Genomic DNA, 17,217 nt, shown 5'->3' with positions numbered 1-17,217 from the left:
CGCCGCCGTCTACGCGGTGCTGTCAGGTCGCCAGGCCGTGGCGGTAGGCGTAGACGACAGCCTGGACGCGGTCACGGAGCTGGAGCTTGGTGAGGATGCGGGAGACGAAGGTCTTGACGGTCTCCTGGCTGATGACGAGGGCCGCGGCGATCTCGCGGTTGGAAAGGCCGTCCGCGATGAGGCGGAGGACCTCCAGTTCGCGAGGGGTAAGCCGGCTGTCGCGGGTGGTGTTGTCGGCGGGGCGAATGCGGGCGGCGTAACGGCCGACGAGTCGGCGCGTCACGTCGGGGTCGAGGAGGGCCGCGCCGGTGGCCACGGTCCTGATGCCGTGCAGCAGCCGGTCCGGAGGCGCGTCCTTGAGCAGGAAGCCGCTGGCGCCGGCGCGCAGTGCCTCGTAGACGTGTTCGTCCAGGTTGAACGTGGTCACCACGAGGACCTTGACGGGATGGGACACTCCGGCACCGGCCAGCAGACGGGTGGCTTCGAGGCCGTCGAGGACCGGCATGCGGATGTCCATCACGACGACGTCGGGCCGCGTCTTGTAGGCCAGTTCGACTCCGGTCCGCCCGTCCCCGCACTCGCCCGCCACTTCCATGTCGGGCTGGGCGCCGATGATGGTGACAAGGCCGGTGCGGACCAGCATCTGGTCGTCGCAGACCAGGACCCGTATCAGTGCACTCACGAGGGGCTGCCGACGGGGATGCGCGCCCGCACGGTGAAGCCGCCGTCCACGCCGCCGCCGGCGCTGAAGTCGCCGCCCAGGACGTCGACGCGTTCACGCAGGCCCACCAGGCCCCGCCCGCTGCCGACGGCCGCAGACATGCGTGAGCCGGTCCCGTCCGTGCTGACCTCCACGGTGATGTCCTCTTCGCTGTGCCGTACCCGGACCGAAGTCCGGCTCCCCTGAGCGTACTTGAGAGCGTTGGTCAGTGCTTCCTGCACCACCCTGTAGGCGACGAGGTCGGCGCTGCCGGTCGAGGTCGGCAGCGTGCCCTGTTCGGTGAAGTCCACCGGCTGCCCGGCCCGGCGGGTCTGCTCGACGAGGGCGAGGACCCTGCCGACGGCCGGTGTCCTGGGCTCCTCGGCCGCCGCCGTCCCGGAGCCGGCGCCCAGGTCGGTACCGGTGCCGTGGTCGGGGTTGAGCAGGTCCAGCAGGTGGCGCAGGTCGGCGATGGCGCGGCGGCCGGTGTCGCTGACCGCGGTCAGCGACTGTTCGAGCCGCTCGGGAGTGGCGGTCAAGTAGTGGGCGGCTTCGGCCTGGACGACCATGGCAGTCACGTGATGGGTTACCACGTCGTGCAACTCGCGGGCAATCCGGGCCCGTTCGGCGGTACGCGTCTGTGCGACGACACGTTCGCGTCGTTCGGCCTCCGCGACCCGACCGGAGCGCAGCCATGCCCCGGCGCCCCAGGCCAGGGCCAGCACCAGGTAGAACGTCACGAACCCGTCCGGCGTCTCGCCGCCCGAACCGAGCCGGGACAGCGCGACTGCCAGCGGCACGTACGCCGCGGACAGAAAGATCACGGTGGGGCGCCGGCGGTGCTCCAGATGGAACCCCGTGCTGATCAGCGCGATAGGCAGTGCGGTGCCGGCAGCCGAATGGTAGCCGCGCAGCTGGTCCAGGGCGAAGCCGCACGCGACCAGGGCGAGGCAGAGGACCGGCCACCGCCGACGCAACGCGAGCGGAAGGCATTCGAGGGCGAGTGCCGCGACGGCGAGCGTGTCCAAGGGGCGGGTCGGCAGATCCCCGACCATCGTCCCATGGCCGCGCAGTCCCGGCAGGAACGACGTGACCAGGAACAGTAGTCCGAGCGGAAGGTCTCGGACGGTGACGTCGAGCCGACGCCACACCTGGCCGACCCCCCGAAGGCTCATCACCGGGCGAGTGTAGCGAGCACGTCGACGCGCTCGGCCCGCGGTCGGGGGACGATGTGGCCGCGCCTGCGAGCGAGCCACAGGAAGGCGACCATCAGCAGTGCGCCGAACAGCACCGCGTACACACTGGCCTCGGGGCCGAACTCACCGCCCGTGATCAGCTTGGCGCCCGACATCGAGGCGTCCAGCAGTCCATGTGTGTCGCCGTTGCCCGAGACCTCGGTGCCGAAGATACCGGACTCCGCGAAGTTCCAGCCGAAGTGCAGACCGATCGGCAGCCACAGGGAGCGGGTGGCGGCGTAGGCGGCAGCGAGCATGCCGCCGGCCTCGATCGCGATGGCGACGGCACCCAGCAGAGTGGCGTTCTCGTTGAGCAGATGGGCCGCGCCGAACACCACGCCGGACAGCGCCAGCGCGATGTACGTGCCAAGACCCCGCTCCACGAGCCGGAAGAGCAGGCCGCGGAACATCAGTTCCTCCGTGACGGCAGCCCCGGCCATGAAGCCGACCAGCCCGATCGCGCCGGTCAGCGAGCCGAAGCCGTGGACCTTGTAGTCCCCAAGGAAGGAGATGTTCGCGATGACACACCCGAACATCACGACGCCGATGACCAGGCCCCGCAGGAGCGATCCCGGCGCTCCCTCGCGGGCCAGTTCCGTGACCGGGCGCCGCTCGGTACGTCCCACGACCCAGCGGTAGACAAACACGGAGAGCACAACCGTCAGGCCGCCCAGGAGCAGCGACAGCCACGGGTTGTCCTGCACCGCGGTGACGCTCTGGCCACCGACCGCACCGACCGCGACCACGGCCAGGATCTGCCACACCAGTTTCATGACGACTCTTCCCTCGGTTCCTTCTCCGGTCCGCGACCGGTGCGCCGCGGCTGAACCGAACGCTATGGAAACGGTGATCAGAAATCGTCACCTCCCAGTGGACACCTTCGCGTAGCTCGCACGGGGGACAAAGCTCCCGTAGACCTGGACGGTCCAATAGCCGCCTGTCGGTTCAGCAGGTCACTCTCGGAGACGACGCCGACGACCCGATCATCGTCGTCGAGCACCGGCAGTCCGCTGATGTTGTGCTGGGCGAGCAGCTTCGCGATCTCTTCGAAGGAGGTGACCGGGACGGCCGAGACGACCTCGTCGGTCATTAGATCTCCCACTTTGATGCGCTTCATGGAGGCGCCTCCTGCCTTCTCGCAGGGAGCCGCATGGACGCAGCGCCCGCAGGTTGTCCAGGGACCACAATCCGCCGGACCGTACCGGGAGGAGGAGGGCCGAATGGGTCGTGGCCGGGACCGGTCGGACCTGGATCGGGCGCCCGGGCAGCCGTGCACGGCAGGATTCTCTCGAAAGGGTCCATGGGCCCCGGCGGGCCCTGAGCGGCCCTCGCCCTGCATGGGCCCGTGGTGCCAGCCTGAGAGTTGACCCTTCAGTGGCCCTAGGTGAGGAGGAACCATGAAAGGCACCACCGGCAGCCCGGAACTGGGCTCCGTGATCGTGGGTGTCGACGGCTCCGAGCCGGCCCGGCAGGCGGCGTTGTGGGCAGCGGCCGAGGCCGCGCGCCGTGACAGTTCGTTGCGCATCGTCTACGCGGCTGACACGGACGGCCGGGTTCTCTACCTCTCGGCGGAGAGCATCGAGCGCGTTCGCAGCGCGGGCCGCGAACTACTGCGGGAAACCGCCGCTGCCGTCACGGAACAGTATTCCGGTCTGCGCGTCACGACGGAGTTCAGCCGCGGCGCACCCGCCCCCAGCCTGCACCGGATCGCCGGCTTGCGCGGCACTGTAGTGGTGGGCAACCGCGGTCTCGGCGGGTTCAAGAACCTCATGCTCGGATCCGTCGGCCTGAAGCTCGCCGCAGGCGCCACGACACCGGTCATCGTGGTCAGGGGCACTGACGACGGGAGCGAGACCGGAGTAGTGCTCGCCGCGGTCCGTGACGAACACGACACCGAATGCGCCCGGTACGCGGCGCGCGAAGCCGAGATCCGTGAGGCTTCGCTGCGGCTGCTGCACGTGTGGAACATTCTCGAATCCGCCGGACTCGCTGTGCCCATGCTCGACGACATCGAAGCGTTCGCCGAGGAACACGTCCATCACCTGATGACCGTGACGGACCGGATCCGAGGCGAATTCCCGAACCTAAACGTGCAGGCGGAAGCCGAGAAGAATCTGACCGTCGCCGGGGTCCTGGTGGAGGCATCGCGCCACGCGGATCTGCTGGTGATGGGCGGGCGGCGATCGCCCGGTTTCATCGGCCCCACCCTCGGGCGGGCGACGCACAGCCTTCTGCACCACGCGCACTGCCCCGTGCAGCTCATTCCGCGGCACCCTTCCGGGCGTGGGAGTGAGTCGTGATGGGCACCGACGAACGCCGTGAACTCATCATCGGTATCGATCCGGCCAGGAACTGGCACCTGTCATTGGCCTGGGCCGTTGACGAGGCGCATCGACGCGGACTGGAACTCCGGCTCGTCGTGGCCGTACCCCCGTCGTACGACCGGCATCACGGCGATGACAGCCCAGGCAGAAAGGCCATGCTCCAAGCAGGGGCGGACGTCCTTCGGGAAGGCGCCGACCGGGCCCGTGCGCGCCATCCTCAACTGCGGTCGGCCACCGATCTGCTCGATGGATTCTTGGCTGCCGTGATGGGCGGGCTGTCCGCGCGGGCCCGCATGGTCGTTCTCGGATCCCGGCACCTGAGCCGTACGGCGGAGTACTTCAGTGCCGGCTCTCTCGTCGTCCCCGTCACGGCCCAGGCACGCTGTCCCGTGGTGGTCGTGGGCGACGCGGAGCACATGACGCAGGAACCCAGTCATCCGGTCGTGGGAATCGACGGCAGCGAGTCCTCGGAGGCGGCGCTGGGGCTGGCGTTCGAGGAGGCCGATCTCCGGGGAGCCGCCCTCCGCACCGTCTCGGTCTGGCAGCCACCCGTAGTCATGTTCCATGACGAGCAGGTTGCCGTGCAGGCTCAGCGGCGCATGCTCTGCGAGACCACGGCGGGCTGGTCGTCGAAGTACCCGGACGTGCACCTGACGCACGAGGTGCCGACCGGACATCCGGTGGAGGAACTGGCCGGGGCGTCTGAACACGCTCTGGCCGTCATAGTGGGCCACCGTGGCCGGGGCGGCTACACGGGCATGCGGCTCGGCTCCGTTGTCCACGGACTGCTGCACCGGGCACACTGCCCGGTGATCACAGTTCCCCTGGTGTGAACCCGCGGTGACGACCACCCCGGCCGGGGAAGGGGAACCCGGGCAGGAGCTCTGCGGGCTGGCTGGGCCGGAGGCCGAGCGGCGTCTGGCCGAGCACGGCGGCAACGAGGTGGCGGCGGCGCGCAGCGCGCCGTTGCACAGCCGCGTACTTGCGCAGCTTCGCGATCCTCTGATCATGGTGTTGCTGGGTGCAGCAGTGCTGACGATCGTGATCGGTGACCACCCGGATGCGGTGGTCATCGGTCTGGTGATCGTCTTCAACACAACGGTGGGAGTCGTGCAGGAGATCCGTGCCGACCACGCCGTGGCGGTCCTGTCGGCCTTGTCGGCACCGAGCGCCCGCGTGGTGCGTGACGGCACCGCACGGGAGGTCACCGCAGCTGTTGTGGTGCCCGGCGACGTCTTGCTGCTCGGCGAGGGCGACATTGTTACTGCTGACGCCGCGCTCATCGAAGCATCCGCCCTTCTCATCGACGAATCCATGCTCACCGGGGAATCGGTTCCCGTGCACAAGGACGCCGGTTCGCTGCTGGGCGCAGGGACTGTCGTGATGCGCGGACGGGGCGTCGCAACGGTCACGGCCACCGGCGCTGCCAGCGCACTCGGCCGTATCGCCGCACTGCTCGACGGCCCGCGCGAGCCGACACCGCTGCAGCACCGTCTGGCCTCCCTGGGCCGCATCCTGGCCCTCGCCACCCTGGGATTGTGCCTGGTGGTCTTCGCCCTCGGACTCGCACGCGGCTTGCCGGCCGGAACCATGGCCGTGACGGCGATCAGCCTGGCCGTCGCGGCGGTTCCCGAGTCCTTGCCGGCCGTCGTGACCCTCGCGCTCGCACTGGGAGCCCGCCGCATGGCGGCCCGGCACGCACTCGTACGCAGGCTACCCGCCGTGGAGACGCTCGGCTCCGTGACCGTTCTGGCCACAGACAAGACGGGCACCCTCACCGAAGGCCGCATGGTCGTCCAGCGCGTATGGACACCGTCGGTCGCAGCGGACATCTTCGGAGTGGGATACGAACCCCAGGGGGATGTCCAGGTGGATGGCAGGCAGCCGACTCCCGCCGAGTTCGGCCCTGTCCGGGAGCTGCTGACCGTGGCGTCGTTGTGCAACGACGCCACTCTGCGGCAACCTCAGGGCCACGCCACCGATGAGCACCGGTGGACTGCGATCGGCGACCCCATGGAAGCCGCGCTCCTGGCAGCTGCGGTCAAAGCGGGCTGTGCGGATCAGGCGAAGCTCAGGAGGCTGTACCCGAGGACGTGGGAAGCGCCGTTCGACAGCCTGCGCAAGCGCATGACCACGGTGCACCGAATGGCGTCGGGCGATCTGCTGGTGTGCTTGAAAGGGGCGCCGGAAGTGGTGCTCGACGCGACAGTCCTCGCGGACCGCAAGGACGTACTGATGAGCGCGAGAAAACAGGCGGCGATCCTTGCTTCCCGTGGCTTCCGGGTCCTCGCAGTCGCGTCCACTGAATGTCGGAACGAACCGAGCAGCGTAACCACGGTTGAGACGGGCCTGCGACTGCTGGGCCTCGTCGCCATCAGCGATCCCCCGAAATCCGCGGCGGCCACCACACTCGCTGCCTGCCGAGCAGCGGGGATCACGCCGGTCCTCATCACGGGCGACCACCCGGCCACCGCCCGCGCCGTGGCCGCCCGGGTGGGACTCGTCGGCGCGGACAGCGATGACGAGAAAGTGATCAGCGGCACCGATCTGGCAGCGGGTCGCATCGCCGACCTCACCACGGCGCGGGTGTTTGCCCGAACGGACCCACAGCAGAAACTGGACATCGTCGATGCCTGGCGTGACCGGGGGGCGGTCACAGCCATGACCGGCGACGGCGTCAATGACGGCCCGGCCCTGCGCCGCGCCGACATCGGAGTGGCGATGGGCAAGCGGGGAACGGAGGTCGCACGACAGGCGGCCGACCTCGTCCTCACCGACGACAACCTGTCGACCGTGGTCACGGCCGTGGAGGAAGGCCGACGCGTCTACGACAACATCCGGCACTTCCTGGTCTACGGCCTGGCCGGCGGTACCGCGGAGATCCTCGTCATGCTGGCCGGCCCCTTTCTCGGGCTTCCGCTGCCGCTCAGGGCCGGTCAGATCCTGTGGATCAATCTACTGACCCACGGTCTGACGGGTGTGTCCATGGGCGCCGAGCCGGCGGCCCCGGACGCCATGCGCAGACCACCGAGGCCATCCGGTCAGCACATCCTCGGCGCCGGAGCATGGCAGCGTCTCCTCGTGCTGGCCGCGGTCGCCACCGTGGTCTGTCTCGCCGCAGGTGTTGTCGCACGAGCCTGGAACCTTCCGTGGCAGAGCGTCTTGTTCCTGTCGCTGCTCGGCGCGCAGCTCGGCGTCGTCATGGGCCTGCGGACGCGTCTGTTGACCCGGCAGAACCTTTTCCTTCCCCTGGCTGTGCTCGCGTCCGCCTTGCTGGCGGTGGCGGCGCTGTACGTTCCGCCGCTGCGGTCGGTCCTGGAGACCGACCCGATCGGTTGGTCCGGGGGCGCTCTCGCGACGGTCGCCCTCGTGAGTGGCTACCTGGCCGCTCGGCTCACACGAAACGCATTCCGGGAAGTGAAGGCCGCGAAGGCGAAGCCATGAGACTGGTGCGAGTCCGTCAGGAAGCCGACTGATGAGGCACCCGCGCACTCAGTTGCCGCCGGCCCCGGCCTCCGCCGCAGCCAGAAGCGCGGGCCGGGCAAGAGCGAGCACCGACACCCGGCCACCGGGCGCGAGCCAGCCAGCCCGCACTTACACAGACAGGCCAGGTACTCAAACCTCCACCATCCTCGCTTCACCGACTGCGAGCCGCGGCACGATCTTCAACCGGGCCCGGCCACCAGCGCCTGGAACAGGTGGCGGCCGGTGCCGGGCGACGCACCAGGTGACTGAAACGGTCACCGTCACATGGCGATGGCAGCGTGCAGCGAGGTGCTTTGGCGTTCAGTGAGGGCCGACACGGTACGGCCGCATCATCTCGTTGTCCTCGTGTTCGAGCATGTGGCAGTGCCACACATACTGTCCCGCCCGGTCGAAGGTGGCCTTGACCCGAGTGATGGCGTGCGGATAGGCGATGACTGTGTCCTTGAAACCGCTCTCCCAGGGCTCTGGAGGTCTTGGGTTGTGCCCGGTGCTCTGCCGGTCGACGACCTGGAACTGGACCTCGTGGATGTGGATCGGGTGGGCATCGCCGGTGGAGTTGTGTATTTCCCAGATCTCGGTCGCCCCGAGTGTCGGGTTCTCCGTGATGGGATCGGCCCATCCCATGGGGGTCGGGTTTCCGTGCTGGTCCACGGTGCCGAGCATCACCATGCGGGGGCCCACGCCCTGCAGGACCGCGGAGTTCTGCTCCTGCAGGGAGACCTGCCGGGTGTGGCTCGCTGGACCCAGTGGTTCGAACGGCGGAAGGGTGAGGTGGGCGGGAGGTACGGTCTTGTCCGGCGCGGCTAGTGGTCGTGCCACCGTGAATTTCATGACCTGTCCCGTGGTCCCGGGGGACGCCGGCCGGAAGTCCGTGCCTGCTCTCCCGCCCTTGAACGGCTCGTCGGGTCCCTCGTTGATGAGGTACAGATCAGTGCCGACCGGGACCGAGGTGAAGTCGACGACGACGTCGGCGCGTTCGGCGGGGGCGGTGAGCAGTTGGTCACACTGTACGGGTGCGGGCAGGAAGCCTCCCTCTGAACCGATCTGCCAGAAGGGGAGCACCGGGTCCGCGGGACGAGGGGCCATCGGGTCGGTGACGATCTTCAGGATCAGGAAGCGTGCGTTGCAGCCGTTGAGAAACCGCAGGCGGTAGCGGCGCGGCTCGACGGAGAGAGTGGGCCAGGTACGGCCGTTGGTCACCATCGTGTTGCCGAAGAACTCCGGGTTCCAGATGGGGGAGATGTCGCTGCCGGGGATGTACGGCCCGGTGAAGTGGTCGAAGGATGCGCGGCTCGCCGGGTAGTACAGGCTGCCGTCGGTGGAGAACGACCGGTCCTGGATGACGACCGGGATCTCGTAGTAGTGCCTTCCCGGGGGGTCGCCGAGTTTCGGCGCCGGCCCCGGAAGCACACCGTCCGGGAGGTCGGAGGGCCCGCCGCGCAGGAGGTAGAAACCTGCCAGCCCCGCGTAGACGTTCAGCCGAGTGACCCCGAGGGCATGGTCGTGGAACCAGGAGGTGGCGGCACGCTCCTGGTTGGCGTACTGGAATATGGCGGTTCCAGGCTCCCATATTGCGTCGAACTGGTTCTCGGACAGTGTCCTGAACCGTTCGTAGAAGGTGCCCACCCGTGCGTATCCGTCGGGGATGTCGGATGCGCGGGGCAGGTACCACGCCTCGGGGTAGCCGTCGCTCTCCTGCGTGTTGTGTCCCCCGTGCAGGTGGGTCACGATCGGCACGGGGCCGGTATAGGGGCCGGGTGTCGAGGTGAAGGTCGGGCGCGTATCACGCCGTGAGATGCCGCCTTCGGGGTTGGCCCAGTGCAGTGTGGGGTCCACCGGCAGCAAGTGAGGCAGATGATTGCCGTGGCGGTCGAGCAGCTGGTTCACCCACGTGACCCGTACGGCCCGGCTGAAGGTCGCCTCGACGGTGTGCGACGGGTAGGAGAAGCTTCCTGGATGCCGGGTCGACCCGTATCCCCAGACGGTCGTGGCCGGCATACCGGCCGGCAGGATCTGCTGCCGGAACTGTTGAGCGCCGATCGTGTAGTGGTCGACGCCTCCTGCCTCGTCTCTCTTGGCCCAGGGCATGACCGGCGGGACGGCGAGCTCGGTGACGTACTTGTCGATGCGCGTCGGGTCCAGGACACGGCTGGGGATCCCCGGCCAGGCCCGCGTGGAGGCGGCCCCGCCGGTAGGGAGGAAGAGGCAGGTTCCGCCCGCGAGGCCGGCCTTGATGAATTGTCGCCTTGTGGCCATATGTGCCCTCCTGGACACGGCCCCCCATCGGCTTCAGTCCTAGAAACTGTTCCAGTGTTTCCGACACGACGGAGAAGAGCCACTCGGAACGTTGCGAACCAAGATCTTCAGTGGATCGTCTCGGATGAACTGTGGTCGCTGATCGAGCCGTTGTTATCGGAGCCGGGTCCGAAACTGGTGGCCGGTCGGCCGAGGGTGCCGGATCGTCGGGCGCTGTGCGGGATCCTGTTTGTCCTGCACACCGGGATCCAGTGGGAGTATCTGCCACTTCTGGCTCGGGCCGTTCGCGCGGAGGAAGGCGTCGCGGACGTGCGCATGCAGCTTGGCTGAATTTCCTTCCAGCCACTGCGTCCCACAACAGCCGGTCCGGCTCCGCCGTGCGGGTGATCGCCACCAGCAGGGGTATCGACTGGGTGCAGTTCCCTCCGGCGGAGTGAACACGCGACTTCTACGCTGCGGGGGCAGTGTCGTGACAGTGCTGCTACTGCACTCCGGCCGGGCCGTACCAGTGTCCTTGATCAAGCCGACTGTCGCCACCGTCGTAAGCCATGCGTCGTGGACGCCACGGTGTGAGGAGCCTGGCGAACTGAAACGCTCCGCCTGCACGAAGATCTTGCCAGGCCGTCAGAGTTGGTTCCAGCAGTTCCCAACGGGACATGTGGGGCCCCGCCGGGTGGGTGGTTCGGCAGGAGCCCGTAGGGGTGCGCCCCGTGGTTGTGCTGCGGCGTCACCAGCGCGGGAGCACCTTCAGCATGAGGGTTTCGGGGTTGCTGCTGTTGCCCTGGTAGACGGTGTCACCGCTGTAGACGGCCGTGATGGTGTGCGTGCCGGCGGTCCGGAACGAGGTGATGACCACCGCGGCGGCGCAGTTCCGGCGGAAGGACCTCAGGGGGGCGGTGCCCAGGGTTGTGTGGGTCGTGGCGTCGGTGAATGTCACGGTTCCGGTGGGCCTTGTCGCGGCGCTCGAGCCGCTGGGGCAGACCGCATCGCGTAGTGACACCCTCTGGCCGACTCGTGGGGTCCGGTGCGGGTGCGAGACCAGATCCGTGGTCACGGGCTTGCCCGGGGTGAGGTAGCTGATGGTGATGCCCGCGGCGGCGCCGGTCACCGTGGGGCCGGTGCCGCCGGTGGGGACCAGGGACGAGCCGCCGCCTCCGCCACCCCCGCCGCCGCTCGGAGTGATGAAGGGGTTGATGTTGCCGCCGCCGCCTCCGCCGTAGTAGCCCCCGCCTCCGCCGCCACCGGTCAGGGAGCTGCCCGGGCCGCCGCCGGTGCCGCCGACACCGAGCGTGCCGGGCCCTCCGCCGAACACCCCGCCCCCGCCGGTGCCGCCGGTCCCGCCGTGGGTGGACGTGCCCGCCCCGCCGCCGTCTCCTCCACTGCAGGTCGCATCCGCGCCCGGCTGAGCGGCGTCTCCGCCCGGGCTTCCGGTGCACTGGCCGGCCCAGCCGGCTCCGCCGCCGCCCGCGGCCACGATGAGGCGGGAGTCGGTGGTGGTCAGGGGGGTGGTGCCGGGCTGGGTGCGGATGTCGGAGGCACCGCCGCCGCCTCCGCCGAAGCGGGTACTGCCGCCGCCGTTGAAGCCACCGGCGCACTGCGCGCTGCCGGCGCACGAGCCGCCGCTGCCGTTGGTGGGGGTGCCGCCGACTTCGACGTAGAGGGTCTGCCCGCCGGACAGCCCGGTGAGCGTGCCGGACACCTGGGCGCCCCGGCCGCCGCTCACGCCGTTGTCCTCCACGCCGCCGCCGGCGCCGATCGCCATGACGTCGACCTGCGTGACACCGCTGGGCACGGAGAAGGTCTGCTCGGCGCCGGTGAAGGCGAACGTGCAGGTGGTGGTGGGGCCCGAGACCGTACAGGTGCCCTGCGCGTGGGCGGCCCCGGACAGCGCCACCGGAGCGATGGCGGCGGTACAGAACACACCGGCCGCCACGGCCAGCGCCCGGCCCCGGGCGGCGGCCGAGCCGGCACGATGCCCGGCACCAGGACCCGACCGGCGGGCAGCATCCGACAGTGAGAACGTCACGATCCACTCCAGAAGACGGAAGAGGGCCTCTCGGCGGAGGATTTCCTTCCGCCACTGTGGATCACCCGGCCAGGGCCACGGCCCGCCTTCGGCCTGACACACCGTCGGTTCACACCAGCGGATCCCAGGGCCCGGCCTTCGGCCCCTCCGAGTCCGAGATCACGGTCACGGTCTCGAAGCAAGCACTCGAGTGCTCTCAAAACTCTGCGATCCCGGACCTGGTCGTGGAGGTGCTGGCCAGATCCGGCCGACACGGGACGCTGACCGTGGTCCGCATGAGGTGGAACTGGGAGGCTCGGCCGGGCGGGCACGGTGCGGTCGGTGTACGGGTCGGCGGCACCAGGACCAGGTGCCGGAGTTCGGCCGGCTTGAGGGCTTCGACTTCCCATTGCACAGGGCGGGCGATGCCGAATACCTAACTGCGGGCGAAGCAAGGCCACCGTGGGTCGCCACGCTTGCCCTCGGTCGCCGACGGCCCGATTCGTTCGCAAAAGTCGATGGCCGGTGCGCTCCTGGCGTACGGCAGTGCTTCGTCACGCAGCTCGGTGCGCCGGTCTCCGATCGTATGGGCTGCGCCAAGGGGGGTTGCCCGCCGCAGACCAGGACAGGACGTACCTGCTCACCCGTCCGCCCGCCCGGCAGTGACGTCGAGCGAACTCCCCCAAGGGATGCTGCCGACACCGACCGGCCTTCCGAACACGCCGTACTCGCAGCGACGAGGGCGGTTCGAGCGATACCGAGTCAGATGATCTTCATCAGCTCGCGCGCGTAGGCTCGTGCCTTCGGTACGCGCTGCCGGACGAGGTGGTCGGCCAGGCGCTTCTGGGACTGCTTCGCCATCAGGTACCAGATCGCATTCCCCGCGATCGCCGAGTGCACATACCCATGAACCTCCGCGACCTCATCGAGATCGTCAGGATCGGGTTCGTCGCCGGGGGAATATTCCTGAACATCGCCCTCGCTCTCGTCAAGCGCGGCCTTGCGATCCAGGAACGCGGCAAAGCCCGCGTCGTCCAGCACCTCGGCGACCTCGCTGACCTCGATCCCGCTCGACTCGAACTCCTCGGCCAGCCACTCGACAACGACGGACGGTTCTGGCTGCAGTGCAAACTTCACCCCCGCCCGCGACTCCCAGCCTGCTTTGCAGGCCGAGTACTCCGGGGAAGCCAAAAGGTCACGCACGCCCATCCACAAACCGTATCGCGTCAGATGATCGCTCTGTGACCCCGGATCACCGGGCTCAGGGCGGCGGAAGTCGCCCGAAGGGCGACCGTGAGGTGCCGGCCGCGGCAGGTGATGAAGAGAACCGGCTCGAGGCGATCGCGTCCAGCAGCGGCTCACGGCGGCCGCGACCGGGGCGCCGGAAAGCGGGTCCGGCCGGGCCGAGCTCGTGCAACAGGTCCAGCCCGCCTCGTAGCCTCCACACATGACTGATGATTCGTTCCAGTGCCGCTGTGTCCTCTGCCATGACTACGGTGACCGAGACGAGGCGGACCGCGTGGACCTGACGATCACCGGGAATGTGCAGCAGCACGGATGGCACGTCCAGATGGTTCCCGAGGACGAGATCGGTCCTGGATTCGCCTACACGATCGGCCTCGCGCACACTCACGGCGGACCTGAACTCGCCATGTTCGGACTCGATATCCACACTATGCACCGCATGCTGAACAGGCTCGGAGCGAAGTCCGCCTTGGGTGCTGTATTGGCTGAAGGCCAGAGGCATCCTGAGGTTGTCGACGGTCACCAAGTCGCGCTCAGGCAGGTCGATGTCCGCTGGTACCGAACCTTCTTCGGGCGGGCTATGGGGTTCTACCGGCGGCCTCCGTTGCCTGTGCTGCAAGTTGCATGGCCCGATGTGGATGACCGTTTCCACTGGGAAGACCAGGCTGAGGAGAGGCATCGGGAGTCGCAGCCTCAGTTGTGGCTGCCGCCGAGGGAGCACCCTGTCGGGGTCTGGACGACCGAACTCTGACCTCTCACGTGCCAATCAGCGACAGACCAGACCGACACTGTCGCGCAAGCTACTGAAGCGAGATCATTGTGCGGAGCAGTTCGGATCCGGCTCGGCCGTATGGCCGCCGCTTGATCCTCTTGATGCGGTTGACGGCGCCCTCGATGCTGCCGGAGCTCCAGTTGAGAGTGAGCCGGGCTGTCACGGCGCCGAGGTCTCGGAGCAGGTGGAGTGCGAAGCCTGTGAGGCCGGGTAGCTGACTGGCGTCGACTGCGTCGATCCAGGTGGGGAGTGTGGAACCGAGGCGGTCGGTGAGTATCTCACCGAAGTCGCGGACGTGTCCGGCCGCCTTGTCCAGTTCGGGGCAGCGGGCCAGGACCTCCTTCAGGCCGGCCCGGTCTTCCTCGGTCACGGTCGCGGGGTAACGGGTGAGCCGGCCGGTCACCCGGCGGCGCCCGGGGTGGTGCGGCGGACGAAGCCCCGCGCAACGTGGCGATGTGCGCGCAGACCATGGCGCAGGTGACAGGAGCTTGCTCGGCAACCAACTCGCCGTGCAGTCGCGTGACGCTGATGCATCCCTCGGCGAATCGCCTCTCGAACTGCACACCGCTGGGCGTCGGGTCGCGCAGACCGTCGCGGTGAGCGGCGACACAGGTCTCCATGGCCCTGCCCAACCCCTGCCACAAATGGAACCGGTCGGCGACCTACAGAGCATCGGGGGCACCACGCCGGGCGCCCTCGGCACAGGCGCCCGCCCGGTCCCGGCAGATGATCTCCACACCGGGATGGCGGACGGGTTGGCAGCAAGCAAGCACTGGTTGCCGAAGGTCAGCGGAACGTACGGCGCCCAGGAGCAGTCGGCCTTGTCCGAGGCGGAAACGACCTCCGTGTACCTGAGGCCACCCGGGAACATACCCGCAGCGCAGGCCCTGATCTCCCGCTCGCGACTGACGCCGATCGGTCGCGGGCGGGTTCTCCTCCCGTACGAGGCCGGCGAGCGGTACACCGAGCATGTCGGCGAGCGGGGCACTTTCTCGGTCAGCCGCTCGCCTGCCGCCCAGGGAGGGCGTGTGCGCGCTTCGGCGACGACCGTGACGGTCGGGGGCTCACCTGCGGGCGGCCCGCCGCCGGGTCATTCGCCCCTTCGCCGAGCGGTCCGTGCCCCGTGAGGCATGTCGGGAGGCCGCGCAAGGCCGATACAGCGCCAACTCGGCTTCCGGCAACCGCAACGACGTCCGACCGCGCAGTGACCGCTCCTGTCAGCCTCCGTTTCCGGTGCCGACTGTACCCACGGCATGGCTCAGCACGAACTCGCGCGCCAGGCGTGCGGCCTGCTCACGGGCCTCGAAGGTGATGCCGTGCCGAGTACGCGGCAGGATCACCAGACGTGCGCCAGGGATCTCCGATGCCATGAGTTCGGCGACCTGAGGGCGGACAATGGGGTCCTCCGCGCCATGCAGCACGAGAGTAGGAGCCGTGATTTCATGCAGCCGGGCAGTGCAGTCGTGGTTCTGAATCGCTGTCATGCGGCGTGCGTCGGCGTCTACGGGACGCCCCCGCATGGCGCGCTTGGTGTCGGCGATGAGCTGCGGGTCGTTCGTCTGCCCCTCGGGTGTGAGGAGCAGGTCCAGCGCGAACTGCGCCCGCGTGTCCGGCCCCATGGCGACGATGCGGTCACCGAGACTCTCGGTCATGGTCCAGCTCGGGGTGGCACTTGACAGTATGAGAGACGCGACCCGCTGGGGGTAGTGGATCGCCAGGTGCATGGCGATCGCTCCGCCGTACGACACTCCCATCACATGCGCGCGCTCGAATCCCAGCGCGGCAAGGAAGTCGGCGCAGTCAGCAGCTTGCCGAACGATGTCGTACGGCTCGGGCCCGTTGAGTGTGTCGCCTGTGTCACGCTGGTCGAAGCTGATGGCCAGGATTCCAGCGCCCAACAGGGGGCGGAAGGCATCAAACTGCCCCCTATGGCTCTCCCCGCCATGCAACAGAACCAGCGGTTCACCCTGGCCGGACTCGACGTAGGCAATATCGATGTCGCCGACTTTGACGTGCTGAAACCCCTCAGAACTCATGCGCTCACCTCCACAGGCGTGCGTCCATCGCCTCGGCGAAGACGGGATCGGCTCAGGACAGGGGGCTCGCTGCCACCGAGCGATGGGAACGCTCGATCATCTGGTCACTCACTCTCCGATCGCCTCAAAGCTGAGTACAGCATGGGAACCGGGTGTCGCCCAGTCGCTGGTTCACCTCTGCCCCGACCAGTACTCCACAAACGAACCATTGGCTCGTTGGCCGGGACAGCCGCGCCTACGAGGGCGTTGTCAACTTGTTCGGGGCGGGGTGCTGAGGGCGTGGTGGGGCCGGGTGGAGGCCTGGTGGTCAGGCTGCTGCGGGCAGGTCGGCAGTGCCGGTGACCTGGTTCCGGACGGTGAAGCGGATAGTCATCTCGGCGCGGTACTCGGACGCGGCCATCAGATGTCGGCGGGGCCGGAAGGGGGCGAGATCTGGCTGAAGGCGGCGAGGAACTTGTGGGCGGCGCGGCGTGATCGGAGGTACTTCATCGCGCGTTCGCGCTGCGCCGTTGGCTGGTGGGAATTCTCGGCCCGGTTGTTCAGGCCCTTGTGGGAGCGGTGCTCGACCGAGCGCATCAGCTCGCGGTGCGCGACGCCGCAGGAGCGGAGCTTGTCGGTCACCAGCACCTGCGGGATCCGGCGCTGCTTCTCATCCGCTTGGTCAGGAACCGCATCGCGGCCTTCGCATCCTGCTTCGACTGCACGACGATGTCCAGAACGTTGCCGTCCTGATCGACGGCAGGCCACAGGTAGCACCGCACCCCGTTGATCTTGATGAAGGCCTCATCGAGGTGCCATGTGTCCCCGGCCCGCGGCGACGCAGCCCGGCCGCGTACTGGGGTCCAAAGTGCGCGCACCACTGGCGAAGGCGCGCTGCGCGACGGCATCACCGAGGCCGACATCGCACCCATCGCCGCGATGATCGACGCTGTCTTGTCACTGTCCGGCGAACATCCGTCTGAGATGTGGCGACGCTATTCGGCAATTGTTCTCGACGGGCTCCGCGTCCACCCGGACCAGAGGCCGTTGCCGAGTTCTGGAAAGACGCGACCTGACCTCGACCAGCGCAGTCAGGGCCGCCCCACCCTCCGGGTGGTCGTCCATTCAGCCGATGGCGGTCTGTTCAGCCAGGGCTTTGGTGTGAGATTGCGGGTGCCC

General features: G+C 68.5%; 13 protein-coding genes and 2 pseudogenes. 5 read left to right on the top strand and 10 right to left on the bottom strand.

The genetic code is table 11. The features are described from left to right. Positions 1–22: 22 nt before the first annotated feature. The 4 genes from ACFVUT_RS34400 to ACFVUT_RS34385 form a co-directional block, all read right to left on the bottom strand. On the bottom strand, positions 23–682 hold the full coding sequence (locus ACFVUT_RS34400) for a response regulator (protein WP_389659576.1): 660 nt from the start codon (positions 680–682) through the stop codon (positions 23–25). Further along, positions 679–1,878, bottom strand: coding sequence for a sensor histidine kinase (locus ACFVUT_RS34395; protein WP_389659579.1), 1,200 nt, complete (start codon positions 1,876–1,878; stop codon positions 679–681). The genes ACFVUT_RS34400 and ACFVUT_RS34395 overlap by 4 nt, the downstream gene beginning before the upstream one ends. Continuing rightward, positions 1,875–2,708: a CPBP family intramembrane glutamic endopeptidase gene (locus tag ACFVUT_RS34390; RefSeq protein WP_389659582.1), complete on the bottom strand. Its 834-nt coding sequence runs from the start codon at positions 2,706–2,708 to the stop codon at positions 1,875–1,877. The genes ACFVUT_RS34395 and ACFVUT_RS34390 overlap by 4 nt, the downstream gene beginning before the upstream one ends. Positions 2,709–2,785: 77 nt before the next feature. Then, positions 2,786–3,052, bottom strand: a complete 267-nt coding sequence (locus ACFVUT_RS34385) for a CBS domain-containing protein (RefSeq protein WP_389659585.1) — start codon at positions 3,050–3,052, stop codon at positions 2,786–2,788. 280 nt (positions 3,053–3,332) lie between these two features. Between ACFVUT_RS34385 and ACFVUT_RS34380 the strand changes: the two genes are divergently transcribed. Genes ACFVUT_RS34380 through ACFVUT_RS34370 form a run of 3 tightly spaced genes read left to right on the top strand, consistent with a single transcriptional unit; the run spans position 3,333 to position 7,703 of the window. After that, complete coding sequence (locus ACFVUT_RS34380; protein WP_389659588.1) at positions 3,333–4,235, top strand: universal stress protein; 903 nt, start codon at positions 3,333–3,335, stop codon at positions 4,233–4,235. Continuing rightward, on the top strand, positions 4,235–5,092 hold the full coding sequence (locus ACFVUT_RS34375) for a universal stress protein (protein ID WP_389659591.1): 858 nt from the start codon (positions 4,235–4,237) through the stop codon (positions 5,090–5,092). Before ACFVUT_RS34380 ends, ACFVUT_RS34375 begins: the two co-directional genes overlap by 1 nt. Positions 5,093–5,099: 7 nt before the next feature. Further along, positions 5,100–7,703 carry a cation-translocating P-type ATPase gene (locus ACFVUT_RS34370; RefSeq protein ID WP_389659594.1) on the top strand — a complete coding sequence of 868 codons (2,604 nt, stop codon included), beginning with the start codon at positions 5,100–5,102 and terminating at the stop codon, positions 7,701–7,703. Positions 7,704–8,045: 342 nt separating this feature from the next. Here the strand turns inward: ACFVUT_RS34370 and ACFVUT_RS34365 are convergent, their stop codons facing one another. Beyond that, positions 8,046–10,001 (bottom strand): multicopper oxidase family protein, encoded by a 1,956-nt coding sequence (locus tag ACFVUT_RS34365; protein WP_389659598.1) that lies wholly within the window; start codon positions 9,999–10,001, stop codon positions 8,046–8,048. A gap of 114 nt (positions 10,002–10,115) precedes the next feature. Between ACFVUT_RS34365 and ACFVUT_RS34360 the strand changes: the two are divergent. Beyond that, positions 10,116–10,268: pseudogene (locus ACFVUT_RS34360) on the top strand (transposase); the annotation flags it as partial. 460 nt (positions 10,269–10,728) lie between these two features. Here ACFVUT_RS34360 and ACFVUT_RS34355 read toward each other — a convergent pair. Both ACFVUT_RS34355 and ACFVUT_RS34350 read right to left on the bottom strand, forming a co-directional pair. After that, complete coding sequence (locus tag ACFVUT_RS34355) at positions 10,729–12,027, bottom strand: Ig-like domain repeat protein (protein WP_389659601.1); 1,299 nt, start codon at positions 12,025–12,027, stop codon at positions 10,729–10,731. A gap of 741 nt (positions 12,028–12,768) precedes the next feature. Further along, a complete protein-coding gene (locus tag ACFVUT_RS34350; protein ID WP_389659604.1) occupies positions 12,769–13,215 on the bottom strand; it encodes a hypothetical protein in 447 nt (148 codons plus the stop codon). A gap of 238 nt (positions 13,216–13,453) precedes the next feature. On the opposite strand from ACFVUT_RS34350, the gene ACFVUT_RS34345 reads away from it, so the two are divergent. Beyond that, positions 13,454–14,002 carry a DUF4262 domain-containing protein gene (locus ACFVUT_RS34345; RefSeq protein WP_389659607.1) on the top strand — a complete coding sequence of 183 codons (549 nt, stop codon included), beginning with the start codon at positions 13,454–13,456 and terminating at the stop codon, positions 14,000–14,002. A gap of 49 nt (positions 14,003–14,051) precedes the next feature. Here the strand turns inward: ACFVUT_RS34345 and ACFVUT_RS34340 are convergent, their stop codons facing one another. The 3 genes and pseudogenes from ACFVUT_RS34340 to ACFVUT_RS34330 form a co-directional block, all read right to left on the bottom strand. After that, positions 14,052–14,393, bottom strand: coding sequence for a transposase (locus ACFVUT_RS34340; protein WP_389659610.1), 342 nt, complete (start codon positions 14,391–14,393; stop codon positions 14,052–14,054). Positions 14,394–15,240: 847 nt separating this feature from the next. Beyond that, positions 15,241–16,059, bottom strand: a complete 819-nt coding sequence (locus tag ACFVUT_RS34335; RefSeq protein ID WP_389659613.1) for an alpha/beta fold hydrolase — start codon at positions 16,057–16,059, stop codon at positions 15,241–15,243. Positions 16,060–16,366: 307 nt separating this feature from the next. Beyond that, positions 16,367–16,927 (bottom strand): annotated as a pseudogene (locus ACFVUT_RS34330) (IS6 family transposase); the annotation flags it as partial. Positions 16,928–17,217: the final 290 nt, after the last annotated feature.

This window comes from Streptomyces sp. NPDC058051 (assembly GCF_042885475.1).
Taxonomy (GTDB): Bacteria; Actinomycetota; Actinomycetes; order Streptomycetales; family Streptomycetaceae; genus Streptomyces.
This window is presented reverse-complemented; position numbering and strand designations above follow the sequence as displayed.